Annotated in this window: 26 protein-coding genes; 11 read left to right on the plus strand and 15 right to left on the minus strand. The window is 74.9% G+C overall.

All coding sequences use genetic code 11. From position 1 onward, the window contains the following. Positions 1-4: 4 nt before the first annotated feature. On the minus strand, positions 5-1,492 hold the full coding sequence (locus tag G3T38_RS05330) for an aldehyde dehydrogenase family protein (protein ID WP_163771073.1): 1,488 nt from the start codon (positions 1,490-1,492) through the stop codon (positions 5-7). Between the two features lie 187 nt (positions 1,493-1,679). Between G3T38_RS05330 and G3T38_RS05335 the strand changes: the two genes are divergently transcribed. The 3 genes from G3T38_RS05335 to G3T38_RS21425 all read left to right on the plus strand — a co-directional run bounded on the left by G3T38_RS05335 (position 1,680) and on the right by G3T38_RS21425 (position 4,710). Then, the gene (locus G3T38_RS05335) at positions 1,680-2,795 is read left to right on the plus strand and encodes an NDMA-dependent alcohol dehydrogenase (protein ID WP_163771074.1); all 1,116 of its coding nucleotides are present in this window, start codon (positions 1,680-1,682) and stop codon (positions 2,793-2,795) included. Further along, complete coding sequence (locus G3T38_RS05340; RefSeq protein ID WP_163771075.1) at positions 2,792-3,739, plus strand: AAA family ATPase; 948 nt, start codon at positions 2,792-2,794, stop codon at positions 3,737-3,739. The genes G3T38_RS05335 and G3T38_RS05340 overlap by 4 nt, the downstream gene beginning before the upstream one ends. 98 nt (positions 3,740-3,837) lie before the next feature. Next, entirely contained in the window at positions 3,838-4,710 is an 873-nt protein-coding gene (locus tag G3T38_RS21425) for a VWA domain-containing protein (protein ID WP_206675790.1), read from the plus strand. Here the strand turns inward: G3T38_RS21425 and G3T38_RS05350 are convergent. Next, positions 4,707-5,546 carry a nucleotidyltransferase domain-containing protein gene (locus G3T38_RS05350; protein WP_338037481.1) on the minus strand — a complete coding sequence of 280 codons (840 nt, stop codon included), beginning with the start codon at positions 5,544-5,546 and terminating at the stop codon, positions 4,707-4,709. The genes G3T38_RS21425 and G3T38_RS05350 overlap by 4 nt on opposite strands. 1 nt (position 5,547) lies before the next feature. Beyond that, positions 5,548-6,183, minus strand: a complete 636-nt coding sequence (locus G3T38_RS05355; protein WP_163771076.1) for an MBL fold metallo-hydrolase — start codon at positions 6,181-6,183, stop codon at positions 5,548-5,550. Positions 6,184-6,239: 56 nt separating this feature from the next. Between G3T38_RS05355 and G3T38_RS05360 the strand changes: the two genes are divergently transcribed. Together G3T38_RS05360 and G3T38_RS05365 are read left to right on the plus strand one after the other, a co-directional pair. After that, the gene (locus G3T38_RS05360; protein WP_338037482.1) at positions 6,240-7,508 is read left to right on the plus strand and encodes an APC family permease; all 1,269 of its coding nucleotides are present in this window, start codon (positions 6,240-6,242) and stop codon (positions 7,506-7,508) included. Positions 7,509-7,521: 13 nt separating this feature from the next. Then, a complete protein-coding gene (locus G3T38_RS05365) occupies positions 7,522-8,352 on the plus strand; it encodes a DUF4262 domain-containing protein (RefSeq protein WP_163771077.1) in 831 nt (276 codons plus the stop codon). 177 nt (positions 8,353-8,529) lie between these two features. On the opposite strand, the gene G3T38_RS05370 is transcribed toward G3T38_RS05365, so the two are convergent. The 5 genes from G3T38_RS05370 to G3T38_RS05390 all read right to left on the minus strand — a co-directional run bounded on the left by G3T38_RS05370 (position 8,530) and on the right by G3T38_RS05390 (position 13,226). Continuing rightward, positions 8,530-9,453, minus strand: a complete 924-nt coding sequence (locus G3T38_RS05370) for a 2-hydroxyacid dehydrogenase (protein ID WP_206675791.1) — start codon at positions 9,451-9,453, stop codon at positions 8,530-8,532. A 24-nt stretch (positions 9,454-9,477) separates the two neighbouring features. Next, the gene (locus tag G3T38_RS05375) at positions 9,478-11,259 is read right to left on the minus strand and encodes an alpha/beta hydrolase (RefSeq protein ID WP_163771078.1); all 1,782 of its coding nucleotides are present in this window, start codon (positions 11,257-11,259) and stop codon (positions 9,478-9,480) included. Next, positions 11,256-11,555 (minus strand): hypothetical protein, encoded by a 300-nt coding sequence (locus G3T38_RS05380; protein WP_163771079.1) that lies wholly within the window; start codon positions 11,553-11,555, stop codon positions 11,256-11,258. Before G3T38_RS05380 ends, G3T38_RS05375 begins: the two co-directional genes overlap by 4 nt. Then, complete coding sequence (locus G3T38_RS05385; RefSeq protein WP_163771080.1) at positions 11,552-12,103, minus strand: hypothetical protein; 552 nt, start codon at positions 12,101-12,103, stop codon at positions 11,552-11,554. The genes G3T38_RS05380 and G3T38_RS05385 overlap by 4 nt, the downstream gene beginning before the upstream one ends. Positions 12,104-12,176: 73 nt before the next feature. Continuing rightward, on the minus strand, positions 12,177-13,226 hold the full coding sequence (locus G3T38_RS05390) for an NAD(P)-dependent alcohol dehydrogenase (RefSeq protein WP_163771081.1): 1,050 nt from the start codon (positions 13,224-13,226) through the stop codon (positions 12,177-12,179). Positions 13,227-13,515: 289 nt separating this feature from the next. On the opposite strand from G3T38_RS05390, the gene G3T38_RS05395 reads away from it, so the two are divergent. After that, positions 13,516-14,043 carry an ASCH domain-containing protein gene (locus G3T38_RS05395; protein ID WP_206675792.1) on the plus strand — a complete coding sequence of 176 codons (528 nt, stop codon included), beginning with the start codon at positions 13,516-13,518 and terminating at the stop codon, positions 14,041-14,043. A gap of 12 nt (positions 14,044-14,055) precedes the next feature. Here G3T38_RS05395 and menD read toward each other — a convergent pair whose 3' ends face one another. Genes menD through G3T38_RS05410 form a run of 3 tightly spaced genes read right to left on the minus strand, consistent with a single transcriptional unit; the run spans position 14,056 to position 17,746 of the window. After that, positions 14,056-15,717: a 2-succinyl-5-enolpyruvyl-6-hydroxy-3-cyclohexene-1-carboxylic-acid synthase gene (gene menD, locus G3T38_RS05400; RefSeq protein WP_163771082.1), complete on the minus strand. Its 1,662-nt coding sequence runs from the start codon at positions 15,715-15,717 to the stop codon at positions 14,056-14,058. Continuing rightward, complete coding sequence (locus G3T38_RS05405) at positions 15,714-16,694, minus strand: o-succinylbenzoate synthase (RefSeq protein WP_163771083.1); 981 nt, start codon at positions 16,692-16,694, stop codon at positions 15,714-15,716. The genes menD and G3T38_RS05405 overlap by 4 nt, the downstream gene beginning before the upstream one ends. Next, on the minus strand, positions 16,691-17,746 hold the full coding sequence (locus G3T38_RS05410; protein ID WP_338037483.1) for an AMP-binding protein: 1,056 nt from the start codon (positions 17,744-17,746) through the stop codon (positions 16,691-16,693). The genes G3T38_RS05405 and G3T38_RS05410 overlap by 4 nt, the downstream gene beginning before the upstream one ends. 43 nt (positions 17,747-17,789) lie before the next feature. On the opposite strand from G3T38_RS05410, the gene G3T38_RS05415 reads away from it, so the two are divergent. After that, entirely contained in the window at positions 17,790-18,704 is a 915-nt protein-coding gene (locus tag G3T38_RS05415) for a 1,4-dihydroxy-2-naphthoate polyprenyltransferase (RefSeq protein ID WP_163771084.1), read from the plus strand. Between the two features lie 45 nt (positions 18,705-18,749). Further along, positions 18,750-18,887 (plus strand): hypothetical protein, encoded by a 138-nt coding sequence (locus G3T38_RS05420; RefSeq protein ID WP_163771085.1) that lies wholly within the window; start codon positions 18,750-18,752, stop codon positions 18,885-18,887. Between the two features lie 161 nt (positions 18,888-19,048). Here the strand turns inward: G3T38_RS05420 and cds1 are convergent, their stop codons facing one another. Next, positions 19,049-20,170 (minus strand): L-cysteine desulfhydrase Cds1, encoded by a 1,122-nt coding sequence (gene cds1, locus G3T38_RS05425; RefSeq protein ID WP_338037484.1) that lies wholly within the window; start codon positions 20,168-20,170, stop codon positions 19,049-19,051. 5 nt (positions 20,171-20,175) lie between these two features. Next, complete coding sequence (locus G3T38_RS05430; RefSeq protein ID WP_163771086.1) at positions 20,176-20,448, minus strand: DUF4229 domain-containing protein; 273 nt, start codon at positions 20,446-20,448, stop codon at positions 20,176-20,178. 83 nt (positions 20,449-20,531) lie between these two features. Between G3T38_RS05430 and G3T38_RS20980 the strand changes: the two genes are divergently transcribed. From G3T38_RS20980 to G3T38_RS05445, 3 genes are all read left to right on the plus strand, one after another. Then, positions 20,532-20,855 (plus strand): hypothetical protein, encoded by a 324-nt coding sequence (locus tag G3T38_RS20980; RefSeq protein ID WP_194247562.1) that lies wholly within the window; start codon positions 20,532-20,534, stop codon positions 20,853-20,855. 44 nt (positions 20,856-20,899) lie between these two features. Beyond that, a complete protein-coding gene (locus G3T38_RS05440; RefSeq protein WP_241728538.1) occupies positions 20,900-22,006 on the plus strand; it encodes an aminotransferase class I/II-fold pyridoxal phosphate-dependent enzyme in 1,107 nt (368 codons plus the stop codon). Between the two features lie 99 nt (positions 22,007-22,105). Further along, on the plus strand, positions 22,106-23,245 hold the full coding sequence (locus G3T38_RS05445) for an META domain-containing protein (RefSeq protein ID WP_163771087.1): 1,140 nt from the start codon (positions 22,106-22,108) through the stop codon (positions 23,243-23,245). Between the two features lie 187 nt (positions 23,246-23,432). Here the strand turns inward: G3T38_RS05445 and G3T38_RS05450 are convergent, their stop codons facing one another. Both G3T38_RS05450 and G3T38_RS05455 read right to left on the minus strand, forming a co-directional pair. Further along, positions 23,433-24,203: a hypothetical protein gene (locus G3T38_RS05450; RefSeq protein ID WP_163771088.1), complete on the minus strand. Its 771-nt coding sequence runs from the start codon at positions 24,201-24,203 to the stop codon at positions 23,433-23,435. After that, the gene (locus tag G3T38_RS05455; protein ID WP_163771089.1) at positions 24,200-25,477 is read right to left on the minus strand and encodes a hypothetical protein; all 1,278 of its coding nucleotides are present in this window, start codon (positions 25,475-25,477) and stop codon (positions 24,200-24,202) included. The genes G3T38_RS05450 and G3T38_RS05455 overlap by 4 nt, the downstream gene beginning before the upstream one ends. Positions 25,478-25,625: the final 148 nt, after the last annotated feature.

Genomic DNA, 25,625 nt, shown 5'->3' on the forward strand with positions numbered 1-25,625 from the left:
TTCCTCAGAGCGCGATGTTGACGGCCTTCACCTGGGTGTAGAGGTCGAGCGCCTCCGCGCCGAGCTCACGGCCCCAGCCGGACTGCTTGTAGCCGCCGAACGGCAGGCCGGCGTCGAAGGCGTGGAAGGTGTTGACCCACACCTGACCGGCCTTCAGGCGCCCCGCGACGCGGTGCGCACGGCTCAGGTCCGACGTCCAGAGGCCGGCGGCCAGGCCGTAGATGCTGTCGTTGGCCGCCGCCACGACCTCGTCCTCGTCGCTGAAGCGGATCGCCACCGCGACGGGCCCGAAGATCTCCTCCCGCACGATGGACATGTCGGGGGTGGCGTCGACGAACACCGTCGCCTGCACGTAGTAGCCCGAGTCGCCGACGCGCTCGCCACCCACGAGCACCCGGGCGCCGTCCGCCTTGCCCGCCGCGAGGTAGCCCGCCACGCGGTCGAGCTGCTCCTGCGACACGAGCGGCGTGATGACGGACGCGGGGTCGCTGCCCGGGCCCACCTGCAGCTGGCCCACCGCATCGGCGAGCGCGGCCGTGAACGCGTCGTACACGTCCTCGTGGACGAAGACGCGCGTGCCGGACTCGCAGGCCTGGCCCGAGTTGAAGGTGAAGCCCATGATCGTGCCGGCCACGGCCGCGGGGATGTCGGCGTCAGCGAAGACGATGTTGGGCGACTTGCCGCCCAGCTCGAGCGAGACCTTCTTGAGGTTGCCCTGCGCCGCCTCGACGATCTTCTTCCCGACCTCGGTCGAGCCCGTGAAGGCCACCTTGTCGACGTCGTCGTGCGCCGAGATCGCCGCACCCGTCTCCCCCGCCCCGGTGACGATGTTGACGACACCCGCGGGCACACCCGCCTCGAGGAGCAGCTGACCGAGGTAGAGTGCCGTCAGCGGCGTCTGCTCCGCCGGCTTGAGCACGACGGTGTTGCCCGTCGCGAGCGCCGGCCCGAGCTTCCACGCCGCCATGAGGATCGGGAAGTTCCACGGGATGATCTGGCCGCAGACGCCGACCGGCTCGCGCCGGGTGTAGGCGTGGAACTCCTGCCCGGGGTCGGCCAGCAGCATCGACGGCGCGTTGGTCGTGCCCGTGAGCTTGGTCGGCCAGCCCGCGTAGTAGCGGAAGCACTCGGCGGCGAAGCGCACGTCCGCGACCTGCGCGATGGTCGCCGACTTGCCGTTGTCGAGGGACTCCAGCTCGGCGAGGTCGGCCGCGTGCTCCTCGATGAGGTCGGCGATCCTCCAGATGATGCGCTCGCGGGCGTTCGGGCGCATCCGCACCCACGCACCGTCGTCGAAGGCGCGGCGCGCGGCGGCGACGGCGCGGTCGACGTCCTCGACGTCCCCCAGCGGCACCGAGGCGAGCACCTCGCCCGTGGCGGGGTCGTGGGTGTCGAAGGTCCGCCCCGACGCGGCGGGGACCCACGCGCCGTCGACGAGCATGCGGACCGGGTTGTTGAGGAACTCCTTGACGCGGGGCGAGCTGATGGTCATGACCGGACTCCTTCGTGGGATGACGAGACGCACGTCACGCTAGGAACGCCCACGGCCCCGAGGTGTCCAGTCTCTGAACACCTCGCGGGTCCGGACCGGGGGGCCGGGAGGGCTGTCCAGTTCCTGAACACTCCGCTCCGACCTGCGCTGCCAGTGTGGTCCGCGTCACTACGAGCAGAGGAGCACCATGAAGACCAAGGCAGCGGTCGTCATCGAAGCAGGCAAGCCCATCGAGATCGAGGAGCTCGACCTCGACGGTCCCCGCGAGGGCGAGGTGCTCATCCGCTACCTCTACGGCGGGCTGTGCCACTCCGACGTCCACATCGCGCACGGCGACCTCGAGGCGCGCCTGCCCATGGTGCTCGGCCACGAGGGCGCCGGCATCATCGAGGAGGTCGGCCCCGGCGTCACGCGCGTCAAGCCCGGCGACCACGTCGTCTGCTCGTTCATCCCCAACTGCGGCACGTGTCGCTACTGCGCCAACGGCCAGCAGTCGATCTGCGACATGGGGGCCACGATCCTCGAGGGCTACCTCCCGGGCGACCGGTTCCCGATCACCGGACCCCGCGGCCAGTACGGCGCGATGTGCATGCTCGGCACCTTCAGCCAGTACGGCGTCATCCACCAGAACTCGTGCGTGAAGGTCGACGACGACCTGCCGCTCGACAAGGCCGTGCTCGTCGGCTGCGGCGTGCCCACCGGGTGGGGGGCGGCGGTCAACACGGCCGACGTCAAGGCCGGCCAGACGGTGGTGGTCGCGGGCATCGGCGGCATCGGCATCAACGCCGTGCAGGGTGCCGCGCTCGCCGGCGCCAAGAACGTCATCGCGATCGACCCGCTCCCCAACAAGCGGGAGAAGGCGATGGAGCTCGGCGCGACCCACGCGTTCGCGAGCGCCGAGGAGGCGATGGAGACCATCACGAACCTCACGCGCGGCCAGATGGCGGACTCCGCGATCCTGACCCCCGGCCTGATGACGTCCGAGATCGTCGAGGGCGGCTTCAACGCGGTCGGCAAGGGCGGCAAGGTCGTGCTGACCGGCCTCAACAAGCTGGAGGAGGCCACCATCCAGCTGTCGGGCTCGGTGCTGACGCTGTTCCGCAAGCAGGTGCTCGGCAGCCTGTTCGGCGACTGCAACCCGACGGTCGACATCCCGCGGATCCTGGGCCTCTACCAGTCCGGCGACCTCAAGCTCGACGAGCTGATCACCAAGACGTACACGCTGGAGCAGGTCAACGAGGGCTACGACGACCTCCTCAACGGCAAGAACGTGCGCGGCGTGCTCGTGCACGACCACTCGTGAGCCTGCCGCTCACCTCCTCCGCCGCCCCGACGGTCGCCGCGCAGGTCGCGGCGGCCGTCGTCGGCCGCGAGCGGGAGACCGAGCTGCTCGAGGCCGCCCTCGCCGCCGGCGCCGACGTCGTGCTCGAGGGCCCGCCCGGCACGGGCAAGAGCACCCTCCTGCGGGCCGTCGCGACGGCCCGCAGCACCACCTTCGTGCTCGTCGAGGGCAACGCCGAGCTCACGCCGGCGCGGGTCGTCGGCCAGTTCGACCCCGCCCAGGTGCTCGAGAAGGGCTACTGCGCCGAGATCTTCGTCGACGGGCCGCTGCTCGTCGCGATGCGCACGGGCGGGCTCTTCTACGTCGAAGAGCTCAACCGGGTGCCCGAGGAGACCCTCAACACGCTCCTCGCCGTCATGTCGGAGCGCGAGATCGTCGTGCCCCGCCTCGGGACGGTCACCGCGGAGCCCGGCTTCGCGGTCGTCGCGGCGATGAACCCGTACGACGCGGTGGGGACCGCCCGGGTCTCCGGCGCCGTCTACGACCGGACCTGCCGGATCGCCATGGACTACCAGTCCGCCGAGGCCGAGGCGCAGATCGTGCTGACCCGCGCCACGGCACCGGCGCTGCCCCGGGCCTGGGCGGACCGGGTGGTCGACCTCGTGCGCCGCACCCGGTCCCACGCGGACCTCCGCGTGGGGTCGTCGGTGCGCGGCGCCATCGACCTGGGTGGGCTCGCCCACCACCTCGCGGCAGCGCGCGGCCGGGCCGTCGACGACTGGCACGTCGGGCTCGACGCCGCCCTGGTCGCGCTCAGCGGCCGCGTGCGCATCGACGACGGTGCGGGCCGACGGGCCGAGGAGATCATCGAGGAGCTCTACCGCGACGTCTTCGGCGCTCCGCCCTCGAGCGACGACGGCGACGGCGGCTCCGGCGAGGAGGACCGGTCGCCGGGGGAACGCTGAGCCCGCCCCCCACCGGGGCGGGCACCCCCAGCCCGGCCGCGTCCGCCGGCACAGCTCCACCTGACGGCCCACCCCGCCGGTCGGGGCGACAGCCGACCGTGCCGCGGAGCCAGCTCGAGCAGCACCCCCGCTTCACCGAGCTCTCCCCGGAGGTCGGCGAGATCGACCTGGAGGCCCTCGAGCAGGCTGCTGCCGAGGACCCCGACGACACGCTGCCCCTGCTGATGCTGATGGCCCGCGCGACCGACGTGTCCCTCCGTCGCCGGGTGCGTTCGCTGGCGCCGCGGCTGGTGCTCGAGCGCGCCCGCACCGGGATGCGCGGTGGTGCCGGCGTCGCCCGCCTGCGCGCCGTACCCGCCGACCGGGCGGGCGACCTCGACGTCGACGCGTCGCTGGACGCCGTGCTCGACGCCCGCGCCGTACGGCGGGTGCCCGACCTCGCCGACCTGCGAGGCCTGGCGTGGGAGCGCCCCCGCGCGGCCGTCTGCCTCCTGCTGGACCGGTCGGGCTCGATGGAGGGACGCCAGCTGGCGACCGCGGCGCTCGCCGCGGCGGCGTGCGCCCTGCACGCCACCCACGCGGGGAGCGAGATCGCCGTCGTCGCGTTCGACAGCCGTGCCGAGGTGCTGCAGCCGATGGGCGCCGCACCGGTGCCCGACCGCGTCGTGGACCGGGTGATCGGCCTGCGCGGTCACGGCGTCACGTCGCTCGACGCGGCGCTGCGGGCCGCGGCGGCGCAGCACCTCCGCTCGACGGCGCCCCGCCGGGTCACCCTGCTGCTCTCCGACTGCCGCGTCACCGACGACGTCGACCCCACGGCTGCGGCGCGGGGCATCGAGGACCTCCGCATCGTCGCGCCGGCCGAGGACGACGAGCAGGCCCGGGCGTTCGCCCGCGCCGCCGGCGGCCGGGTCGCCACGCTCGCCACCCTGCGGGACCTGCCGCGGACGCTGGAGACGCTGCTCGACTAGGCCCCCGCGGGTTGCCACCGCTCGACCATCGCGACGAAGCGGGCGGCCGCCTCGCGCCGTACGTCGTCGCGGGGGACGGTGGGGAGCACCGGGTCGGGGGCGCGGGAGACGATCCCGGCGACGTACGCCGCGAGCGGGGCCGGCACCGGCGCCGTGCCGACCTCCCGGGTGACGGCCTTGCGGGCGACGACGTCGGCGAGGACCTCGCGGACGACCAGCGGTGGGTCGGTCTCGGCCAGCAGCTCGTCGAGCCGCATCGGCGGCACCCCGTCGTGGAGCTCGAGCCAGCGCAGCGCGAGCACGGAGCGGGTCGCGTAGAGCACCTTCTTCAACCGCACCGGCTGGCCCTCCGCGGTGCGCGTCGGGTCCCACTGGTTGCGACCGACGTGGAGGTAGTGCCGCGCGGTGGCCGCCCGGTCCCCGCTCACGCGGAGCACGTCGGTCAGCGCGGCGGCGAAGGCGGGGTCGCCGCCGTACACGATGGGGCTGCGCAGCCACTCCCCGACGACGGCGTTGCCGCGGACGGCCAGCTGGACGGCCTTGACGAGGTCCCACCCGTTGACGTCGAGCACCGGGTCGAGCGGCGTCTCGATGACGTCGCGCGGGCGCCAGGGCGAGAGGTAGTCGGCCCGCGGCCGCACGAAGACGAAGCGGCAGTCGTAGTCGCTGTCGGGCGACGGGAAGCCCCACGCCCGGCTGCCGCTCTCGATCGCCCACGGCACCGCGACCCCGTGGTCGGCGGCGACACCCGCGAGGCGGGCGTCGATGGCGGCCACGACGGCCGGGTCCATGCCGGTGGGGCCGTCGAGCGGGACCGCCCGGTGCCAGGCGCTCACGTCAGTCGAGGTCGGCGCCGTCGGCGAGCCGCACCCACTCCTGGTCGTCGCCGAGGAGGCGCCGGAAGTGCTGGTCGGCCATGCCGAGGCCGAGGTCGGAGTAGACCCGGTCGTGGATCGCGAGGCTGCGCGGCGCCCCGACCGCGCGGGCGAAGTCGACGGCCTCGCCGATCTTCAGCCACGGCGCGCAGACCGGGGCCAGGAGCAGGTCGACGGGCTCGTCGGGCCCGGTCAGGGCGTCGCCGGGGTGGAACACGCGCTGGTCGCCGAGCTCGAGCAGGTAGCCCGAGTTGTCGAAGCGGTCGTAGTCGGGGTGGATCACCGCGTGCTTCTCGCCGACGGCGCGCACGGGCACACCGACGTCGAAGGTCTCACCGGGGCGCACCACGGTCACGCGCTCGCTCACGTCGGGCGCGACCTCGGCGATGGCGCGCGCGACCGCCGCGATGGTGAAGACGGGCGCGTCGGTCGCGCGCAGGTGGTCGACGGTGACGTGGTCGGCGTGCTCGTGGGTGATGAGCACGGCCGTGGCGCCCTCGACGGCCTCGCGCTGGGTGAACGACCCGGGGTCGAGGACGAGCACGTGGTCGTCGTGGGCGATCCGCACGCAGGCGTGGCCGAACTTCGTGAGGCGCATGGCCCCACGGTAGTCCGCGGCACCGTCCGTTCACCTGGCCTCTCCACAGTGTCCCGGTGACCACCCTCATGCAGCGTCGGCTCGGGCTCGGCGACGCCACCGTCGTCGGCGTCTCGGCCATGGTCGGCGCCGGCGCCTTCACGGTGCTCGCCCCGGCCGCGGCCGCCGCCGGCTCGGGCGGCGGGCTGCTGCTGGCGCTCGCCGTCGTCGCCGTCGTCGCGTGGTGCAACGCCTCGTCGTCGGCGCGGCTCGCGGCCGTGCACCCGGCCGCGGGCGGCACCTACGTCTACGGGCGGCGGGAGCTGGGGGCGTGGTGGGGGTACGCCGCCGGCTGGTGCTTCGTCGTCGGCAAGACCGCGAGCTGCGCGGCGATGGCGACGGCGTTCGCGGCCTACGCCGTGCCCGCCGACGCCCCCGAGCCCGTACGCCGCGGGATCGCCGCCGTCGTGGTCCTCGGCCTGACGCTGGTCACGGTCCGGGGAGTCACCCGCACGGCGCACGTCGCCCGCGTGATCCTCGCGGTCGCGCTGCTCGGTCTCCTCGTGACGGTCGGCGTCGGGCTCGCGTCCTCCGGCGGCGGATCACTGTCGTCGCAGCTGGCCGCCGGCGGAGCCGACGCGCTCGGGGTCGCTCAGGCCGCCGGGCTGCTGTTCTTCGCGTTCGCGGGCTACGCCCGCGTCGCGACGCTCGGCGAGGAGGTGCGGGACCCCGAGCGCACCATCCCGCGGGCCATCACGATCGCGTTCGTGGTGGTGCTGGGGCTCTACGTGCTCCTGGCGCTGGCGTTGCTGCACGGCCTCGGCTCCGATCGGCTCGCCGGTTCGGTCGCGCCGCTGCGGGAGCTCGTCGACCTGCGGGGGCCGGCGTGGGCGGTGCCGATCGTCGTCGTCGGCGCCGGCGCCGCTGCCCTCGGTGCCCTGCTCGCGCTCCTCGGCGGCATCGGACGCACCACCCTCGCGATGGCCCGCGACGGCGAGCTGCCGCGCCCGCTGGCGGCGCTGCACGCGACGTACGACGTCCCCCACCGCGCGCAGCTCCTCGTCGGGGCCGTCGTGGTCGTGCTCGTGCTCAGCGTGGACCTGCGCACCGCGGTCGGGTTCAGCTCGTTCGGCGTGCTGCTCTACTACCTCGTCGCCAACGTGGCGGCGGTGGCGCTCGCGCGGCGTACCGGCGGGCGCGGGACGGTCGTGGGCGTGCTCGGCGCCGTGGGGTGCGTGGTGCTGGCGGCGCTGCTACCGGTCGCGTCGGTCGTCGCGGGCGCGGCGGTGGTGGCGGTGGGGATGGCGGTGCGCGCCGTACGGCTGCGGGGCGCGCCGGCGGCGTGACACGCTCGTCGGCGTGAGCGACGACTTCATCGACCACGTCCGGGCGCAGGTGCGGTCGCACGGGGTCTTCCTCATCCACGTGCACGAGGACGAGGACGGCCCCGGGTGGACCTACACCGTCGGGCTGCACGCGCTGGGGCATCCGGAGATCGTGCTGTTCGGGCCGGACCAGGAGTCGGCGAAGCTCATGCTCAACGACCTCGCGTTCCGGGTCGTCGATGGCGTCGAGCGGTTCGACGAGCCGGTCGTGATCGAGGGGTACATCGGGAGTCCCTACGAGGTCGCCGTGCTCCCGTTCCCCGCCGAGCAGCACGACGACCACCTCGGCATCGCGATGGGAGTCGCTGGCGAGGAGCTCACAGCCGTGCAGCTCGTGGTGACGGGGCGCGACCACCGGTGGCCGTGGGAGTACGAGACGTTCGGCGACCAGGGGTCGTCGGCGGTGGTCGCGGGGCCGGTGCCGGACATCGCTTCCCTGGCACGCCGCCCGTGGACCGAGCACGTGCACGAGGTCGTGTCCGGGGTGGCCTACGGGACCAGCGCCTACCTCTGCCAGCGGGTGCAGACCGGGGAGGCGCCCGTCCTCGACGTCGTGCACGACCACGACGACAGCTGGCAGCTCCTGTGCGGGGGCCTGCACGCCGGCGAGGCGGCTGGCGACGACGGGATCGCGCTCGGCCTGCTGGGACGGATGGCCGAGCACGACCCGTCGCTGCGCGAGGTGCTCGACCTGCCGCGCGGGTTCGACGCGTCGCGGACGGCCCCGGGCGAGACCTGGACGCGCGCGGCGATGCCGCGTCGCGGGCTGTGGGCGCGGCTGCGCGAGCGGTTCGGTCGACGCTGAGGTCGATGCCCCGCAGGGCATGTGGACGACCGACCCGAGGCCAGCGTCGAGTTGTCACGTACGCAGCGACGCGACCTCACCCGCGCCACGGCGTACATGACAACTCGACGCCCACGCCGCGGCGTACATGACAACTCGGCGCCCCCGACCCGCGCCGTACGACCAAGCTCGACGCTGCTAGCGCTCGACCGCGTGCACCGGGGGCTCGCCGGCGACGTACCGCCGCAGGTTCTCCTCGATGATCCGGAACAGCCGGGGGCGCATGGCCGTCGTGCCGCCCGCGACGTGCGGCGTGATGATCGTGCCGGGCGCGGTCCAGAGCGGGTGGTCGGCGGGCAGCGGCTCGGGGTCGACGACGTCGAGCGCAGCACGCAGCCGGCCGGCCGTGACCTCCGCCAGGAGGGCGTCCGTGTCGACGACCTTGCCGCGGCCCACGTTGACCAGCAGCGCTCCATCCGGCAGCGCGGCCAGGAACACCGCGTCGACCAGGCCCTCCGTGGACGGCGTCAGGGGCGTCACGATGATGACCACGTCGGCGTCGGGCAGCAGGGACGGCAGCTCGTCGACGCCGTGGACCGCGCCGTACGGGCCGGTGCGGGCGGTCGTCGCCACCGGCACGACGTCGCACTCGAAGCCGTCGAGCCGGCGGTGGATCGCCTGGCCGATCGAGCCGTAGCCGATGATGAGCACCCGCCGGTCGGCGACGGAGGGACCGCCGTTGAACTGGTCCCACTCCTGGCGCTGCTGCTGCGCGAACCAACGCGGGAAGTCGCGTTGGGCCGCGAGGAGGAGGCCGAGGGCGAGCTCCGCCGTACCGGGGTCGTGGACCCCCGCCGCGCGGCACAGGGCGACGTCGGCGGGGACGTGTGGGAGCAGCTGGTCGACGCCGGCGCTCGGCGCCTGCACGACCTTCAGCGCGGGCATGCGGGTGACGAGGGCCGGGTCGGCGGGGCCGAAGTACGGCGGCACGTAGAACTCGACCTCGTCGATGCCGTCCGGCTCGTGCTCGCCGTCGTACCGCGCGTAGGTCAGCCCGTCGGGCAACGGCCCGACGACCTCCTCCACCTCGGAGCGGTCGTAGTCCATCCACACCTGAGCCATGCGCCCACCCTAGGCAGGCGCCGGTCAGTCGTCCGCCACGGTGTCGGAGCGGCCGGGCACGTCGCTCGTCGGGTCGCGGTCGGCCTCGGGGTCGACGGGTGCGCGCCACCAGGGGTCGTAGGACTGCTCCGCCTGGTTGACCGCGTCGCCGTCGCCGGCCACCACCCGGCCGATGTTGTAGAGCGACTCGCTGTCGTTGGCGAAGTAGAGACCGTGCTGCTCGACGTCGCGGTGCCAGCCCCGGCTCGGGTCCTCGGCCTCGAAGCGGATGGCGTCGAAGTCGTCGGAGGACGGGTCGAACCCGAGCCGCGCACCGACGCCGTGGTAGCCGCCCTCGCCACCGAGGAAGCCCACGAGGTCGCGGCTGTTGCGCCCGACGTAGACGTCGCCGTCGATGCCGAGCGACTCGGCGGTCGGGTTCTGCACACCCGCACCCGGGCTGCCCAGCAGGACGACGTCGTCGGCGTCCAGGCCGTGGTCCGAGGCCGCGATGGCGGTCGTCGTGGACCCGTAGGAGTGCCCGATCGCCGTCAGGTGGGCGGGGTCGAGGTCGGGGTCCCGGCTCGCCCGCAGGCCTGCGATGTCGTCGGCGAACGCCTCGCCGCCCTCCTCGGCCCGCCCCTGGCTGGCGGTCGCGGGGTCGTAGAAGGCGTCGGGCGCGTCGTACCCCAGCCAGAACATCGACGCGACCGTGCCGTCGACGCCGTTGTAGACCGTCGACTGGTAGGTGTTGATCGCCTCCTGCATGAGGGTGGGCGCGTCCCCCTGGTCGGTCGTGATGCCCGGCACGCGCGCGGCGATGTGGTCGGCGGTGTCGAGGTCGCCGACCCCGATCGCCACGGCACCGTCGCCGCCGTGGGCGGTCGGGTCGTAGAGCCACAGCTGGCCCCCCGGCACCTCGTCGGTGGTCGGGTCGACGTAGGAGTCGGCGTTCTCCAGCGCCGTGCGCGTCGCCTGCGCGTTCTCGAGGTGCCGGCGCTCGTCCTCGCTGAGCGCACCGATCGCGTCCTGCGCCTCGAGGTCGGCGAGGTCGGCGTCGAGGGACACCCGGTTGGCCTGGTCGCGTCCGTCCGCCGGGATGCCGTCGGTCGAGCCGATGACGTCGGGGTACGACGCGATCAGCGCCTCCTGCTGCGCCGCGTCGAGGCCGTTCCACCAGTCGCGGACCTGCTCGGGCGTCGCTCCACTGCCCGGGGCGCCCGGCAGGTCCATCGCCCCGGCCGCAATCGGGTCGACGGTGGCGGGAGCGGTCACCTCGCCCACCTCGTCGAGCCGCCCGAAGGCGTCGCGCATGAGGTTCTCGTTGGCGGTCACGCGCTGCTGCCAGTCGGCGTAGTCGGTCTGGAAGGTGGCGATGGCGCCGTTGAGCTCGGTCGCCCGGTCCTGGAGGGTCCTGATGACGAGAGGGTCGGTCTCGTCCGCCGCCCCGGCGATGTCGTTGAGCAGCGTCTGCCGGGTCGCGACCAGGTGCTGGTGGGTGCTCACCAGGCCGTCGCGCTCCCACCGCAGGTCAGCGAGGGTGTCGGCGTAGGCGAAGCAGGTGCGGGCCACGGCCTGCAGGTTGTCCGTGAGCGTGCGGTGCTGGTTCGCGATCTGGGCGGCCTTCTCGTCGTACGCCGTCCGCGACTCCCCGAACCACGCCACCACCGGCGCGGTCAGCGCGCGCTCCGCGACCACCTCGAACCCCTGGGCGGCGATGGAGGAGAGGTCGCGTCCGAAGGCGTCGGCCTGGCCGGGATCGCCGGTCAGCTCGTCGAGGTCCGCGGTCGCCGCGGGGACCGGCTGGTCGACGCGGATCGTCGTCATCGCGCCTCCCCGACGGAGCCGTCCAGGCCCTCGAACGCCTGGGCGATCTCGGCGTCGGTGCGGTCGACGTCGACCGCCATGGTCGTCAATGCCTCGGCGACGCCGGCGCAGATCTCGACGCTCTCGTCGGCGTACCCCCGCCACGCCTCCACGAACGTCGTCGCTGCCGGGCGCACCGACTCGCCGAACGCGCTGACGCCGAGGTTGCCGAGCCGGGTCCGCACGCCCTGCATGGTGGTGTCCAGCTCGCCCCACCAGGTGGCGGGCGTCCAGATGTCGTCCCACTCGGTGGTCATGCCCCGTCCACCCCCTCGCGGGCGTCGGCGGCTGCGGTGAGGGTCGCGACCGCGTCGGGGCCCACCTCGTGGTCGCCGACCGTGAGCCGCAGGAAGAGCCGGTCGCGGGCGGGCACGTGGACGAGGTCCGCGGCGTACCGCACCCCGGCGGCGACGGCGCTCGCCTGCACGCGGGCCAGCCCCGTCGGCGGGGCGAGCACGTGCCAGGCGAGCGGGCCGGGAGCGCGGAGGCTGTCGTCGGCGGCGGCGAGCACGGTCAGCGCGGCGGTCGCGTCGACGGGGGTCACGACCAGCAGCACCTCGAGGGCCACGGCGCCGCGGGTCCCGCCGGGAGCCCAGCGCACCGTCGTGGTGGTCGGCTCCGGCGCGCCGAAGCCGTCCCACAGCTCGCGCGCCCAGTCCGCGGTACGCCGCGCGACCTCGTCCGGCGGCGCCGGGAGCGGCACGGGCTCGGGCCGGGGCGCCGGCGGCGGCAGCACGACGATGTCGACGTCGGGCAGGCGCTCGCGCAGCGGACGGAAGAACGGTGGCAGCTGCGGTTCGCTCACCCGGACCCGGGTGCCCCGGCCGCGCGGGGGACAAACCCGCGGGCGGCCGGAGCCCCTGGCTACGCGCTCGCGCTCACGTGTCGAACGAGGCGATGTCGATGACGAAGCGGTAGCGCACGTCGGAGGCGATGACGCGCTCCCAGGCCTCGTTGACCTCGTCCACGGTGATCGTCTCGATCTCCGCGCCCAAGCCGTGCTCGGCGCAGAAGTCGAGCATCTCCTGGGTCTCGCGGATGCCGCCGATCTTCGACCCGGCGAGCGTCCGGCGCATGCCGGCCAGCGAGAACGCGCGGAAGCTGTCGGGCTCCTCGGGCAGGCCCACGTTCACCATCGCGCCGTCGAGGCGGAGCATCGACAGGTAGCGGTCGAGCGGCAGGTTCGCCGAGACCGTGTTGACGATGAGGTCGAAGTGACCGCGGAGCTTCTTGAAGGTGTCCTTGTCGGACGTCGCGTAGAAGTGGTCGGCGCCGAGGCGGCGGCCGTCCTCCTCCTTGCTGAGGGTCTGGCTGAGCACGGTGACCTCGGCGCCGAGCGCGGACGCGATCTTCACGCCCATGTGGCCGAGGCCGCCCATGCCGACGATCGCGACGCGCTTGCCGGGACCGGCGCCCCAGTGGTGCAGGGGCGAATAGAGCGTGATGCCCGCGCACAGCAGCGGGGCGGCGACGTCGAGGCCGACGCCCTCGGGGATGCGCAGCACGTAGTCCTCGTCGACGACGATCGAGCGCGAGTACCCGCCCTGGGTCTGCTCCCCGTCGTACCCCTTCGAGTTGTAGGTGCCGACCTCCCCGCGCAGGCAGTACTGCTCCTCCCCCGCCTTGCAGTTCTCGCACTCGCGGCACGAGTCGACGAAGCAGCCGACGCCGACGCGGTCGCCGACCGCGTGGGTGGTGACCGCGTCACCGACCGCGGCGACGACGCCGGCGATCTCGTGACCGGGGGTGAGCGGGAACGACGCCGTGCCCCACTCCTCGCGGGCGGTGTGGATGTCGGAGTGGCAGATGCCGGCGTAGTGGATGTCGATGACGACGTCGTGCGGTCCGGGGTCCCGGCGCTGGATGGTGGAGCGCTCGAAGGGCCGGCCCGCGGCGGTGGTGACCAGGGCGTCGACGGTCTGCGGCAAGGTTTCTCTCCTGGGGTGCACGTCGCGGAGGCGCTCCCCGCGACCGCTCCAGTGAACTACCCGGCTCCACACGGCGCCAGTTCGGCGCGTCGAGCTTGGTCGTACGGCGCGGCGGCGGCGCCGAGTTGTCACGTACGCCGCGGCGCGGGCCTCGAGTTGTCACGTACGCCGTGGTGCGGGTGAGGACGCGTCGCTGCGTACGTGACAACTCGGCGCCGACCTCGGGTCGATCGGCGCAGCATGCCCTCCCCCATCCCGCCCTGGACGAACCGCCTGCGAGCATCACCTCGTGAGCACTCCTGACGATCTCCGCACCCCGGCCGCCGCCCCCGACCGGGAGGCGGCGGCGGTGATGTGGGCGGCGTACGCGGCGGCGTACCCCGAGGCGGTCGCCGCCTGTCCCGACCACACGGTCGAGCACTTCGGCGACTCCGCGCGCCTGGCCGACGAGCTGCTCGGGCTGGTGCTCGCGGGCCGCAAGCGCGCCACGGCCGAGCTGGTCGCCGACTTCGTCGCCCGCGGCGACGGGCTTCCCCGCATCGGCTCGCACTGGATCGCCTGCGACGGCGCGGGCCGGCCTCGTGCGGTGCTGCGCACGACCGAGCTGCGGGTGGGTCCGTTCACGAGCGCCGACGCCGCGTTCGCCGCCGACGAGGGCGAGGACGACCTCAGCCTGGAGAGCTGGCAGCGCGAGCACCGCCGCTACTGGACGCGGGTCAGCGCCGCCCGCGGCGCCGCTTGGTCCGAGGAGCAGGAGATCGTCTTCGAGCGGTTCACCGTCGCCTGGCCGCCCGAGGCGGCGAACCACCCGGCCTGACGCCGGCGAGCCTCAGGCCCCCAGCCCGCGCAGCGCGGTGTCGAGGGCGCGGCGGTTGTCGCGGCGTACGCGCACCTCGACGACCTCCACCCCGCCCGCCGGGGAGGCGAGCGCGTGCTCGAGCTCGGCCACCGACTCGACGCGCCAGTGCGGCGTGCGTGTCGCGGCGCAGAGGCTGGCGAGGTCGACGCCGTGCGGCGTGCCGAAGAGGGTGTCGAAGGCGTCGGCGTGGGCAGGATCGCCCTGCTCGAGCATCGCGAAGATCGAGCCGCCATCGTCGTTGACGATGACGATCGTGAGGTCGGGCTGCTCCTCGCGGGGTCCGAGCACGAGGCCGCCGTGGTCGTGGAGGAACGTCACGTCGCCGACGAGCGCCAGCGCCCGCGACGAGTGGGGGCGCCCGAGCGCGGCGCCGATGGCCGTGGAGACGGTGCCGTCGATCCCCGCGAGGCCGCGGTTGGCGAGCACGAGCCGCCGCTGGCCGGCCGGCGGGACGACGCCCATGAGGTCGAGGTCGCGGATCGGGCTGGAGGCCCCCACGACGAGGAGCCCGCCGGCGGGGAGGGCGCGGGCGACGGCGGCGGCGACCTCGTACGGCGTCGGCTCGCCCTCCGCCGCCACGAGCGCGTCGACGCGTCGGGCCGCAGCCCGGTCGGCCTCCTGCCAGGCGGCCAACCAGGCCGCATCGGCAGGAGACGGGGCATCCGGCGCCGCCACCGCGTCGTGCTCCGCCGTCACCGGGAACGGCCGCCGCGCCCACCGGCCGGCGTGCCGCACGGAGACGACCTCGACGTCCCCGCGCTCGACGAGCCGGGTGATCGGACGGGACAGCGTCGGATGGCCCACCACGACGACCCGCTCCACCTGGGCACCGAGGTCGGTGTCGAGCAGCAGGCGGTAGCAGCGCAGCGCGTTCGGCCCCGTGCGCGCCCCCGAGCTCGGCTCCGCCAGCAAGGGCCACCCGGCGGCCTCGGCGAGCATCCGCGCCGGGGGGCCGGCGTCGTCGCCCGCGACCACGACGGTGCGCGGCCCGGCGGGCAGCACGGGGGCGGACCCCTCGGCGAGCCGCGCGCGGTAGACGTCCGCCGCCCGGGAGCCCGCGATCCGCGGGCCGTCGGGCACGCTGGCCAGCGGGATGTCAGCGGGCGGCCACGGCTCGACCGGCACGAGCGCACCGGACAGCTGCACGTTGAGCTGGAGCGGCCCCGGGCTGCCCGCACCGGGCGCCAGCAGCGCGTCGAGTGCCGGGAGCTCCGCCTCCTCGGCGAGGTCGACGAAGGCCGCCGCGTCGCCGAACATCCGCACCTGGTCGGTCGTCTGCGACGCACCGGTCCCCCGCAGCGAGGCGGGGCGGTCGGCGCTGACGACGACGAGGGGGACGGCGCTGTGGGACGCCTCCAGCACCGCGGGGTGCAGGTTGGCGACGGCGGTGCCCGACGTGCACACCACCGCGGCTCGCGCGCCCACGCGCGTGAGACCGAGCGCCAGGAAGCCGGCGGTGCGCTCGTCGACGCGGGTGTGGAGCCGCAGCCGCCCGGCACGGGCGGCGTCCCAGACGGCGAAGGCGAGCGGCGCGTTGCGCGACCCGGGGGCGAGCACGACCTCGGTGACGCCGGCCCGCAGGAGGGCGGCGACGACACCGCGGGCGAGGCGTACGGCGGTGGGTTCCGTCATGCGCGCGCCTCCGGTCCCCGGACACCCTGGGTCGCCGCGAGCCGCTCCGCCCACCACGCGAACCGGTCGGCGGGCGCCGCGTGCCGAGCGAGCAGCTCCGGATCGGGCACGACGGGCCGCACCGGCAGCAGGCCGTCGACCGGCACCAGCGGGTCGGTCACCACGTCGGCCTCGAACAGCTGCACCGTGGCGAGCCCGCACGCGTGGGGCAGCTCCGGCAGCGCGGCGGCGAGCGCGACCCCGGCGGCGATCCCGACCGACGACTCCAGCGCGGACGACACCACGACGGGCAGGCCGATGTCCTCGGCGATGCGCAGGCAGGCGGCGACCCCGCCGAGGGGCTGCACCTTGAGCACGGCGATGTCGGCGGCCTCGAGGTCCCGCACCCGGTAGGGGTCGGCGGCCCGCCGGATCGACTCGTCGGCGGCGATCGGCACGTCGACGCGGCGCCGTACCGCGGCGAGCTCCTCGACCGTCGCGCACGGCTGCTCGACGTACTCGAGTCCCCCGGCCGCCCGGTCGAGCAGCGGGATCGCGTGCACGGCCTCGTCGACCGACCAGCCGCCGTTGACGTCGATGCGCACGAGGCCGCCCGGGCCCTCCGCGTCGAGCGCGGTGCGCACGGCCTCGACCCGCGCGAGGTCGTCGGCGAGCGCCTGGCCGCGCTCCGCCACCTTCACCTTCGCCGTGCGGCAGCCGCCGGCGGTGACGATGCGGTGCGCGGTCGCCGGGTCGCAGGCGGGGACCGTGACGTTGACGGGCACGGCGTCGCGCACGGGCTCCGGCCAGTCACCGGCGGCCGCCTCGAGCGCGCAGGCGAGCCAGGGGGCGGAGGTGGGGGCGTCGTACTCCGTGAAGGGCGACCACTCCCCCCACCCGGCCGCGTCCTCCGACGCCGTCTCGACCAGCGCGACCTCGCGCACCGTCAGTCCACGGAAGCGTGTGTGCAGCGGCAGGGCCACGACGTGCAGCCTCATCGGGCCGCCCCCTTGCGCAGGCGCACCCGGTCGGTCTTCCCGTTGGGCAGCAGGGGGATCGCGTCGAGCACGACCACGCGGCGCGGCGCCCACGTGCGCGGGTGCTCGGCGACGACCCACGCCCGCAGCGCAGCCGGGTCCAGGGCGGCCCCCGGCCGCGGCGCCACGAAGGCGACCACTGCCTGGCCCCACTCCTCGTCGGGCACGCCCAGCACCTCCGCCTCGGCGACGTCGGGGTGGGCACGCAGGCGTCGGGCGACCGCCGGGGTGGGCACGTTGACGCCCCCCGACACCACCATGTCGTCGAGGCGCCCGAGCAGGGTGAGCCGACCGTCGGCGTCGATGCGCGCCGCGTCCGACGTGCGGAACCACCCGTCGCGGAGCACGTCGGCCGTCAGCTCCGGGTCACCGTCGTAGCCGTCGAACAACGTCGGCCCCGCGACCTCCAGCCGCCCGGTCGCCGTGTCGGTCCGCAGGCGTACGCCGGGGAGCGGCCACCCGTCGTACACGCACCCGCCGGCCGTCTCGGCCGAGCCGTACGTCGCGACGACGCGCACCCCGGCGCCCTCGGCCCGCTCGCGGAGGGCCGGGTCGATGGGGCCGCCCCCGAGGAGCACCGTGTGGAAGCCGCGGAGCGCGGCGGTCGCCGCCGGGTCGTCGAGCAGCCGCAGCAGCTGGGTGGGGACGAGGGACACGAGGTGCGGCACCCCGGGCGTCATCGCCGCCGCGGCCGTCGCGAGGTCGGCGTGGTCGTCGAGCAGCACGGGGCGGCGGCCGGCCGTCAGGGACCGCGCGATCACCTGCACCCCGGCGACGTACGTCGCGGGCAGCGCCAGCAGCCACTGGCCGCGCGCACCGAGCACCTCCGCCGTCGCGGTCCCCGAGGCGAGCACGGCCCGGCGCGAGAGCCGCACGCGCTTGGGGCGGCCCGTCGACCCGGACGTCTCGACGACCAGGGGGTCGGGCTCGGGGTCGGCGGCCAGCCAGGCGGCCAGGGCCCGGACGACCTCCTCGGCGCTGCCGCGCACCGGGCGGAGGGCGGAGGAGGGCACCGGTGCAGGTTACCCACCGGACCCGGTGGGAGGATCAGCGACCATGTCCACCGCCGTCCCCCCGCCGACCCGCGCCACCGCGGCCCACTGGGTCGCCGGAGCCCGCCCCCGCACCCTGCCCGCGGCCATCGCGCCGGTGCTCGCCGGCACCGGTGTCGCGGCGTACGGCGACGCGCTCCACGTCGGCAAGGCGCTGCTCGCCGCGGTCGTCGCGCTGGCGCTGCAGGTGGGCGTGAACTACGCGAACGACTACTCCGACGGGATCCGCGGCACCGACGACGACCGCGTCGGACCGCTGCGCCTCGTCGGCTCCGGCCTGGCGTCGCCCGGTGCGGTGAAGGGCGCGGCCTTCGCCGCGTTCGGCGTGGCCGGCGTGGCGGGCCTCGTGCTCGCCGCCACGACCGCGTGGTGGCTCGTCGCCGCCGGGGCGGTCTGCGTGGTGGCGGCCTGGTTCTACACGGGCGGCTCGCACCCCTACGGCTACCTCGGCCTCGGCGAGGTCATGGTGTTCGTCTTCTTCGGCCTCGTCGCGACCGTCGGCACGACGTTCGTGCAGGTCGGCGCGTTCGAGGGCGACACCCTGCTGCCGAGCCTCTACGCCGGCGCGGGCATCGGCGCCCTGGCCTGCGCGATCCTCGTCGCCAACAACCTGCGCGACGTGCCCACCGACACCGTCGCGGGCAAGCGCACGCTCGCCGTGCGGCTCGGCGAGCAGCGCACGCGCTGGTTCTACGTGCTGCTCGTCGCCGGTGCCGGTGCCGACTTCGTCGCCATCGCCCTGCTGACGACGCCGTGGGTGCTGCTCTCCCTCGTCTTCGTGCCCCCGGCCGCCGGCGCGGCAGGCATCGTCATGCGCGGCGCCCGCGGGCCCGAGCTCATCCCGGTGCTCGCGCGCACCGGCGTCGCGGAGCTGCTCGCCGGCGTGGGCCTGTTCGCGGGCTTCCTCGTCGGCTCCTGACGCGGGGCTGGTTTCGGACGCCTCCTGCGAGGCACCCTGGTCGCCATGTGGTTCGCGATCTTCTGCCTGCTCGTGGTCGGCGGCGTGCTGGCCTACGTCTTCCGGGTGCAGCTGCTGGCCAAGGTGCTGGGCCAGTCCGAGACCCGGATCCGCGGGCACCTCGAGCAGCGCAAGCGGCGCTGACGCGCCGAGCGGGCTCCTGGCTACCGGCGGGGGGCTGCGCCGTCCGCCCGTGTAACGCGGTGTCCGGGCTTCCATGGAGGGGTTGGTGCGTCCATGACGGCGGTCGACGGCTCGCACAGTAGCCCGGACACCGCGTTACACGACGACAGCGGCGGCGGACGTCAGCCGGTCGGGGGCCGCCAGTCCCCCGTCGCGACGAACTCCTCCAGCGCGGCCGTGTACGGCGCGATGTCGAGCCCCTGCGCGGCCAGCCAGTCGTCGTCGTAGTAGGTCGCGGCGTAGCGCTCCCCGCCGTCGCACAGCAGCGTGACGACCGAGCCCGCCCGGCCCTCGGCGCGCATCTGGGCGAGCACCGTCACCGCACCCCACAGCGCCGTGCCCGTCGAGCCGCCCGCGGCGCGACCCGTGACCCGCGTGCACCAGCGCGCCGCGGCCACGGAGGCCGCGTCGGGCACGGTCAGCATCGCGTCGACCACGCCCGGCACGAACGACGGCTCGACCCGCGGGCGCCCGATGCCCTCGATCCGGGAGCGCGCCGTGACGGTGTGGGAGGCGTCGCCCGCGGCGTACCCGCCCGCGAAGGCGGACCCCTCGGGGTCGGCGACGAGCACCTGGGTGTCGTGGCGGCGGTAGCGCACGTAGCGGCCGATGGTGGCCGAGGTGCCGCCCGTGCCGGCGCCGACGACGACCCACGCGGGCACCGGGTGCCGCTCCAGCTCGAGCTGGGAGAAGATCGAGTCGGCGATGTTGTTGTTGCCGCGCCAGTCGGTGGCCCGCTCGGCGTAGGTGAACTGGTCCATGTAGTGCCCGCCCGCGGCCGTCGAGGCGTCGAGGTCGGTGGCGAGGCGTCGGGCCTCGTCGTACACGGCCCCCGGCTCGTCCACGAAGTGGCAGCGGCCGCCGTGGAACTCGATGAGCGCCACCTTCTCCGGCGACGTCGACCGCGGCATCACGGCGACGAAGGGCAGTCCGAGGAGGCGCGCGAAGTAGGCCTCGGAGACCGCCGTCGAGCCCGACGACGCCTCGATGACGGTCGTGCCCTCACGCACCCAGCCGTTGACCAGGGCGTAGAGGAACAGCGAGCGGGCCAGGCGGTGCTTGAGCGAGCCGGTGGGGTGGACCGACTCGTCCTTCAGGTAGAGGTCGACGTCCCAGGCGGGCGGCAGGGGGAACTGGTGGAGGTGGGTGTCGGCGGAGCGGTTGGCGTCGGCCTCGACCCGGCGGACCGCCTCGGCCAGCCAACGCCGGTGAGCCGGGTCGTGGTGGCTGACCAGCTCGGGCACGAGGCTCAGACCTCGTCCTCGTCCTCGCGGCTGCGCGACTTCTCGTAGCTGCTCGAGACCCGCTTGGCGCGGGCGTCGACGCGCTCCGCGAACGCCTCGCGCTGCTCGTCGAGCAGCACGAAGGCGACGATGCCGGAGATCAGCATCGCGATGATGAGCGGCGGCAGCTGGATGAGCGGGCCGGAGCCGACGACGAGCGTCCACACGCCGAGCACGACGGCGTACACCACGACGAAGAGCGCGAGCCGCATGAGCGTGTAGATGACGAACTGCTTCACGGGCCCAGGGTAACGAGGGCGGCGGCCGCCGTGCGCGTCGCGGTCGGCCCGGGCCGTGCCCGGGGGCTGGCTACAGTGAAGGGGTGTTGAAGTTCGCGCTCGTGCTCGCCGTCATCGCGATCGGCGTCTACCTGCTCGTGCGTGCCCTGGAGAAGCGTCGTCCCGGCGGGGGCGGCTCCCCCGCACGGCCCGGCCCGGCGCGGCCGATGGGGCCCGACGACGACCCGGACTTCCTCTGGGACCTCAACAAGAAGGTACGGCGCCCGCGCGGCCCCGCTGCTCCCGAGCCCGCTCCGGATCCGTCGGACCCCGCGGAGCAGGCACCCGACGACCTCTCCGGTCTCGATCCCGACAGCGCGGAGCCACGGCCCGACCGGGGTGACGAGCCGCCGGAGCCGATCCGCTGACCGCTCGACGCCTCCACGGCATCCCGCCCACGGTCTTCTCCGCCATGTCCGCGCTCGCCGTGCGGACCGGCGCGGTGAACCTCGGCCAGGGCTTCCCCGACACCGACGGTCCCGCCTCCGTGCTCGAGCGGGCGCGGACGGCGTTGCTGGAGGGCCGGAACCAGTACGCACCGGGGCGCGGCGTCCCCGAGCTGCGCGAGGCCGTCGCCCGGCACCAGGCCCGCCACCACGGCATCGACCTCGACCCCGAGACCCAGGTGGTCGTCACCACGGGAGCGACGGAGGGCATCGCCAGCGCGGTGCTCGGGCTCGTCGATCCCGGTGACGAGGTGGTGCTGCTCGAGCCGTTCTACGACTCCTACCCCGCGATGCTGCAGATGGCCGGCGCCGTGGTGCGGCCCGTGACGCTCCCGGCACCGTCCTTCCGGCTCGACGTCGACGCGTTGCGGGCGGCCGTGCACGACGGCACCCGTCTCCTCCTGCTCAACACCCCGCACAACCCGACCGGCACCGTGCTCACCGACGCGGAGCTGGCGGTCGTCGCGGAGCTGGCGGTGCGGCACGACGTGGTCGTCGTGACCGACGAGGTCTACGAGCACCTCGTCTTCGACGGACGCCGGCACCGACCGATCGCCACCTTCCCGGGGATGGCCGAGCGCACGCTCACGCTCTCGAGCCTCGGCAAGTCCTGGTCCCTCACCGGCTGGAAGGTCGGCTGGGCCACCGGCCCCGCCCACCTCGTCGACGCCGTGCTCGCGGTCAAGCAGTGGACGACCTTCACCTCCGGCTCCCCGCTGCAACCCGCCGCCGCGCACGCGCTCGACCACGAGGGCGACTTCCCGCTCGCCCTCGCGACCGACCTGCAGCGGCGCCGGGACGTGCTGCTCGACGGCCTCGCCGAGGCCGGGCTCGCGCCGCGGGCCTCCGAGGGCACCTACTTCACCGTCACCGACATCGCGGACCTCGGCTGGAGCGACGGCGCCGCCTTCTGCGCCGCGCTCCCCGAGCGCGCCGGCGTGGTCGCCATCCCGCTGCAGGGGTTCTACGCCGGGGACGCCGGTCGGCACCTCGTGCGGTGGGCGTTCTGCAAGGACGAGGACGTCATCGTCGAGGGACTGCGACGCCTGCGCGGAGCGGAGCTGCGGGCGTAGGTCGGTCGCTCGCGTCGGGAACCTCCGCAGGGGTACGGCGCGTCTGACGCCGAGCGCGCTCGACGGGGCTCGCCGGCTCGCGTGTGCGGAGGGTGGTCGATGGACACGGCGGTGGATCGGCGGCGCCTGGTGCGGGGACTGGTCGCCGTGGGCGTCGCGGCGGTGCTCGTGCTGCTCGTGCTGCTCGGGGTCCTCTGGTGGGGCGGTGCGGCCGGCGGTGACGACCGTGAGGCTGGAGCAGCGACCGCCGGCGCGCCCGCCGAGACTTCCGGAGGGACCCCCGCGACGATGGCGACCGTGACCGGCGAGTGGACGTACGTCACCGTGCCTGACGACGACCCGCGCGAGGGCACCGGACGGATGGTCTTCGAGGACGAGCGCGCCTCCAGCACGCTGACCTGTTCCTACTCCACCGCCGACATGGTGTGGGGCCCCGACGGTGCACTGCGGTTCGAGCAGGTGCTCAGCGCGCGGACCGTCTGCATGACCCGCGACGGCGAGCCCCTCCCCGGTCCTGACCTGCTGGCCGTCCGCAGCGCCGTGCTGGTCGACGGCATCCTCCACCTGCGTGACGCCGCCGGGGCGACGGTGGTGGAGCTGCGCCGTACGGACGCCGCCGCGGGGGCCAGCGCCGCGGTCGACGGCACCTGGGTCGTCGAGCGCGTCGTGGGCGAGGAGCTGCCGCACGCGGGCGACGCCCGCATCACGATCGCTGCTGACGCCCTTCGCGGCGTCGACGTGTGCAACTCCGTGGGCGGCGAGGTTGTCCGCGGCGACGACGGCGCACTCCGCTTCGGGCGGGTGGTCACCACGCTCGTCGGGTGCGGCACCCGGTTCGGGCAGACCCTGGTCGACACCCGCTCCGCCGAGGTCCGAGATGGAGACGAGCTGGTGCTGCGCGCGGGGGACGGTACGACGCTGGCGGAGCTCCGCCGCGTCCACCTCCCCGAGGGGACCTTCGTGACCGCACTCGGCGACGGCACGCGGCTCGAGATCGTCATCGCGGACGGTCGGGTCAGCAGTCCCGCCGGGTGCGACGGTCTCGTCGGCAGCTACGAGGCGGCGGACGACGGCACGTTCGCCTTCGAGCCCGGGATCGGGCGCGGTGGGGCGTGCGACCGCAGCGGCGAGCTGGTCGAGGAGCTCGTGGCGGCCGTGCACTGGTCCGGATCGCCGACGACGCTCGACCTGTGGGCCGCCGACGGGACGCGCCTGGTCCACCTCGGCGCGGCGGACTGAGCCCCCTCGGAACTGTGCACCTGGTGCGGGTCCGCGTCGGTCGGAGCAGCACCAGGTGCACATTTCAGGGCCTCCGGCCGCCCGGAGGCCCCCGCCCCCTCCCGGACGTCATGCGAACCGCTGCCCCCGACCGCCGCGACGCATGACGTCCGGCGACGCGGTCAGCCGCCCGGCAACCGCCGACCGCTCAGCGCGGCGCCTCCGGCCCCGACCCCGCCTCCGACCCCGCCTCCGGCCACGATCCCGGCGGGGGCTTGCCCAGGTCGGGCCCGCCCTGCGGACCCGGCTGCCCGTACGGCGACGACCCACCCGCGCCGTACCCCGCCGCCGGCGGGCCGTAGACGTTCCCGGGCGCGTAGGGCGAGCCCGTGGCGCCGTGGGTGCCGTAGCCGGGCGCGGCCGAGATCAGCTGCGCGGGGCCACGGCCCTGTGCGAACCACGGCGTCGTGCCCGGCATGAAGAGGAGCGCGACGACGAGCAGGGGCAGGACGATGCCGGGGACGGTCACGACCAGCGACTCGACGTCGGCGACCACCAGGGCCGTGCCCAGCATGAGGAGCGTGACGAGGACGGAGCTGGCCGTGAGCATCCAGCGCGCGACGCGCGACCCGCGGATGACGAGGATCCCCAACACGAAGGCCGCCACGGCCCACGCGGCGAACGCTGCGGCGACCGCGGCGGCGAATCCGAACGCCACCCCGAACGCGTCGCCGAGACCGCCCGTGTCGTCGTCGGCGGTGAAGCCGCTGATGGAGACGAGCGCACCGAAGGCCGCCACCGCACCGGCGAAGAGGGCGACGCCGGTCGAGCAGACCATCGTGATGACGCCGGCCGCGACCACCGACCCGGGGCGCGGTGCACGCGGGTCGGGGAGCCCGTACGGGTTGCCCGTCGCTCCCGGCGGCGCCTGCCAGCTCCAGGCCGGGTCGGACGGCGACGGCCCCCCGTAGCCGCTCATGCGCGGCGCGCCCGGTCCTGGGCCGCGAACCAGGCGGCCACCTCGCGACGGAGGAGGGCGACGACGGTGATCGCGGTGGCCGGCACGCCGACGACCAGGGGCGGCGCCAGCAGCGTGCCGAGCAGGCAGAGGCCGCCCGCGACGCCCGCGGAGATCAGCAGCATCACCCGCGCCCAGCCGCGGCCGCGCACCGTGAGCGCGGCGAGCACGCAGGCGATGAGGCACCACAGCAGGATGAACCCCGCCGTGACGACCGTCAGGCCGATGAGCGTCGACTCCGTGAGTCCCTGCTCGAACGCCTCGGGCTGCGTGCGCCGGAGCTCGTCCATGATCGCGTCGGGAGAGGCGACCAGGATCGCAACCTGAACGAGCATGAGGAGGCCCAGCAGACCCGACCCGATCCACGTCGCGAGGGCTGCCGCCAGCACCGCGCCGGGGCGGCGCGTCGGCGCTTCCGACCACGGTCCCCGGCCCTGCGTCGGACCGCCGTGGGACTCGCCGAACCCGTGGTACGCCGCGGGCTGCGCGTAGGGCGAACCCGGCGCGTAGGGCGAACCGGGCGCGGCCGCCGGCGACTGCTCGGGCTGTGCCGGCGGGTAGGTCGGGTACGGCGACCGACCCCAGGGCTGCTGGACGGGGCCGTCGGGGGCCGGGGGCGCGCCGTACGGCGACGGGTCGCCGCCGCCGACGGCGGCGGAGGGCCGGTCGGACCGGTCCAGGCCGTCCGAGCGGTCCGGGCTGCTCGAGCGGTCCGGGCTGCTCGAGCGGTCCGGGGGGCCGAAGGGATCGGGACGGTCGGAGCGCGCGCCCGTGTCGCGGGGCAGCCGGAAGCGCTCGGGGAGCGGGCGGCGGGCGAACCAGCTGCGCGCCGGCTCGAGCCACAGCATGACGATGGAGACGGTGACGACTGCCGAGGCGAAGCCCCCGGCGACGGAGCCCGCGAGGAACAGCGGGGGCGCCACGACGGTCAGGCCGATGCGGGCGCCCTTGTCGCGTCGCAGGGCGAAGATGCCGAGGATGGCCGCGACGGTCGCGCAGACGGCGAGCACGAAGATGGCGACGCGCCGCAGCTCCCGGGCGCGCTCGACGCCGATGCCCAGCGAGCTGCCGGGCGGCTCGTCGAGGAACTGCTCGATCATGGCGCGGGTCTCGAGCGTGCGCAGCGTCGACATCGCCTCGAAGGCCCCGAGCAGCACGAAGACGGACCCACCGACCACCAGCCAGCCGGCGAAGGTCACCTGGGGCGGGCGGCGCTCGGATGCTCCTGAGGTCACCCCGTCATTCCACCATGCGCGGCCAACGCCCTCGGGTCGTGGGGGGGGGGGGGGGGGGGGCGGCCGCGCCGCCACGCCCCCCCCCCCCCGGGGGGGGGGGGGGGGGGCCCCCCCCCCCCCCCCCCCCCCCCCCCCCCCCCACGACCGG

This window comes from Nocardioides zeae (genome assembly GCF_010686755.1).
GTDB classification, from domain to species: domain Bacteria; phylum Actinomycetota; class Actinomycetes; order Propionibacteriales; family Nocardioidaceae; genus Nocardioides; species Nocardioides zeae.

Bases quoted from the DNA above. Each gene is read 5' to 3' on its own strand.
- G3T38_RS05330 (WP_163771073.1), bottom strand. From the start codon at position 1,492: ATGACCATCAGCTCGCCCCGCGTCAAGGAGTTCCTCAACAACCCGGTC.
- G3T38_RS05335 (WP_163771074.1), top strand. From the start codon at position 1,680: ATGAAGACCAAGGCAGCGGTCGTCATCGAAGCAGGCAAGCCCATCGAG.
- G3T38_RS05355 (WP_163771076.1), bottom strand. From the start codon at position 6,183: ATGCGCCTCACGAAGTTCGGCCACGCCTGCGTGCGGATCGCCCACGAC.
- G3T38_RS05370 (WP_206675791.1), bottom strand. From the start codon at position 9,453: ATGGCTCAGGTGTGGATGGACTACGACCGCTCCGAGGTGGAGGAGGTC.
- G3T38_RS05375 (WP_163771078.1), bottom strand. From the start codon at position 11,259: ATGACGACGATCCGCGTCGACCAGCCGGTCCCCGCGGCGACCGCGGAC.
- G3T38_RS05380 (WP_163771079.1), bottom strand. From the start codon at position 11,555: ATGACCACCGAGTGGGACGACATCTGGACGCCCGCCACCTGGTGGGGC.
- menD (WP_163771082.1), bottom strand. From the start codon at position 15,717: ATGACGGAACCCACCGCCGTACGCCTCGCCCGCGGTGTCGTCGCCGCC.
- G3T38_RS05405 (WP_163771083.1), bottom strand. From the start codon at position 16,694: ATGAGGCTGCACGTCGTGGCCCTGCCGCTGCACACACGCTTCCGTGGA.
- G3T38_RS05415 (WP_163771084.1), top strand. From the start codon at position 17,790: ATGTCCACCGCCGTCCCCCCGCCGACCCGCGCCACCGCGGCCCACTGG.
- G3T38_RS05420 (WP_163771085.1), top strand. From the start codon at position 18,750: ATGTGGTTCGCGATCTTCTGCCTGCTCGTGGTCGGCGGCGTGCTGGCC.
- G3T38_RS05440 (WP_241728538.1), top strand. From the start codon at position 20,900: ATGTCCGCGCTCGCCGTGCGGACCGGCGCGGTGAACCTCGGCCAGGGC.
- G3T38_RS05445 (WP_163771087.1), top strand. From the start codon at position 22,106: ATGGACACGGCGGTGGATCGGCGGCGCCTGGTGCGGGGACTGGTCGCC.
- G3T38_RS05450 (WP_163771088.1), bottom strand. From the start codon at position 24,203: ATGAGCGGCTACGGGGGGCCGTCGCCGTCCGACCCGGCCTGGAGCTGG.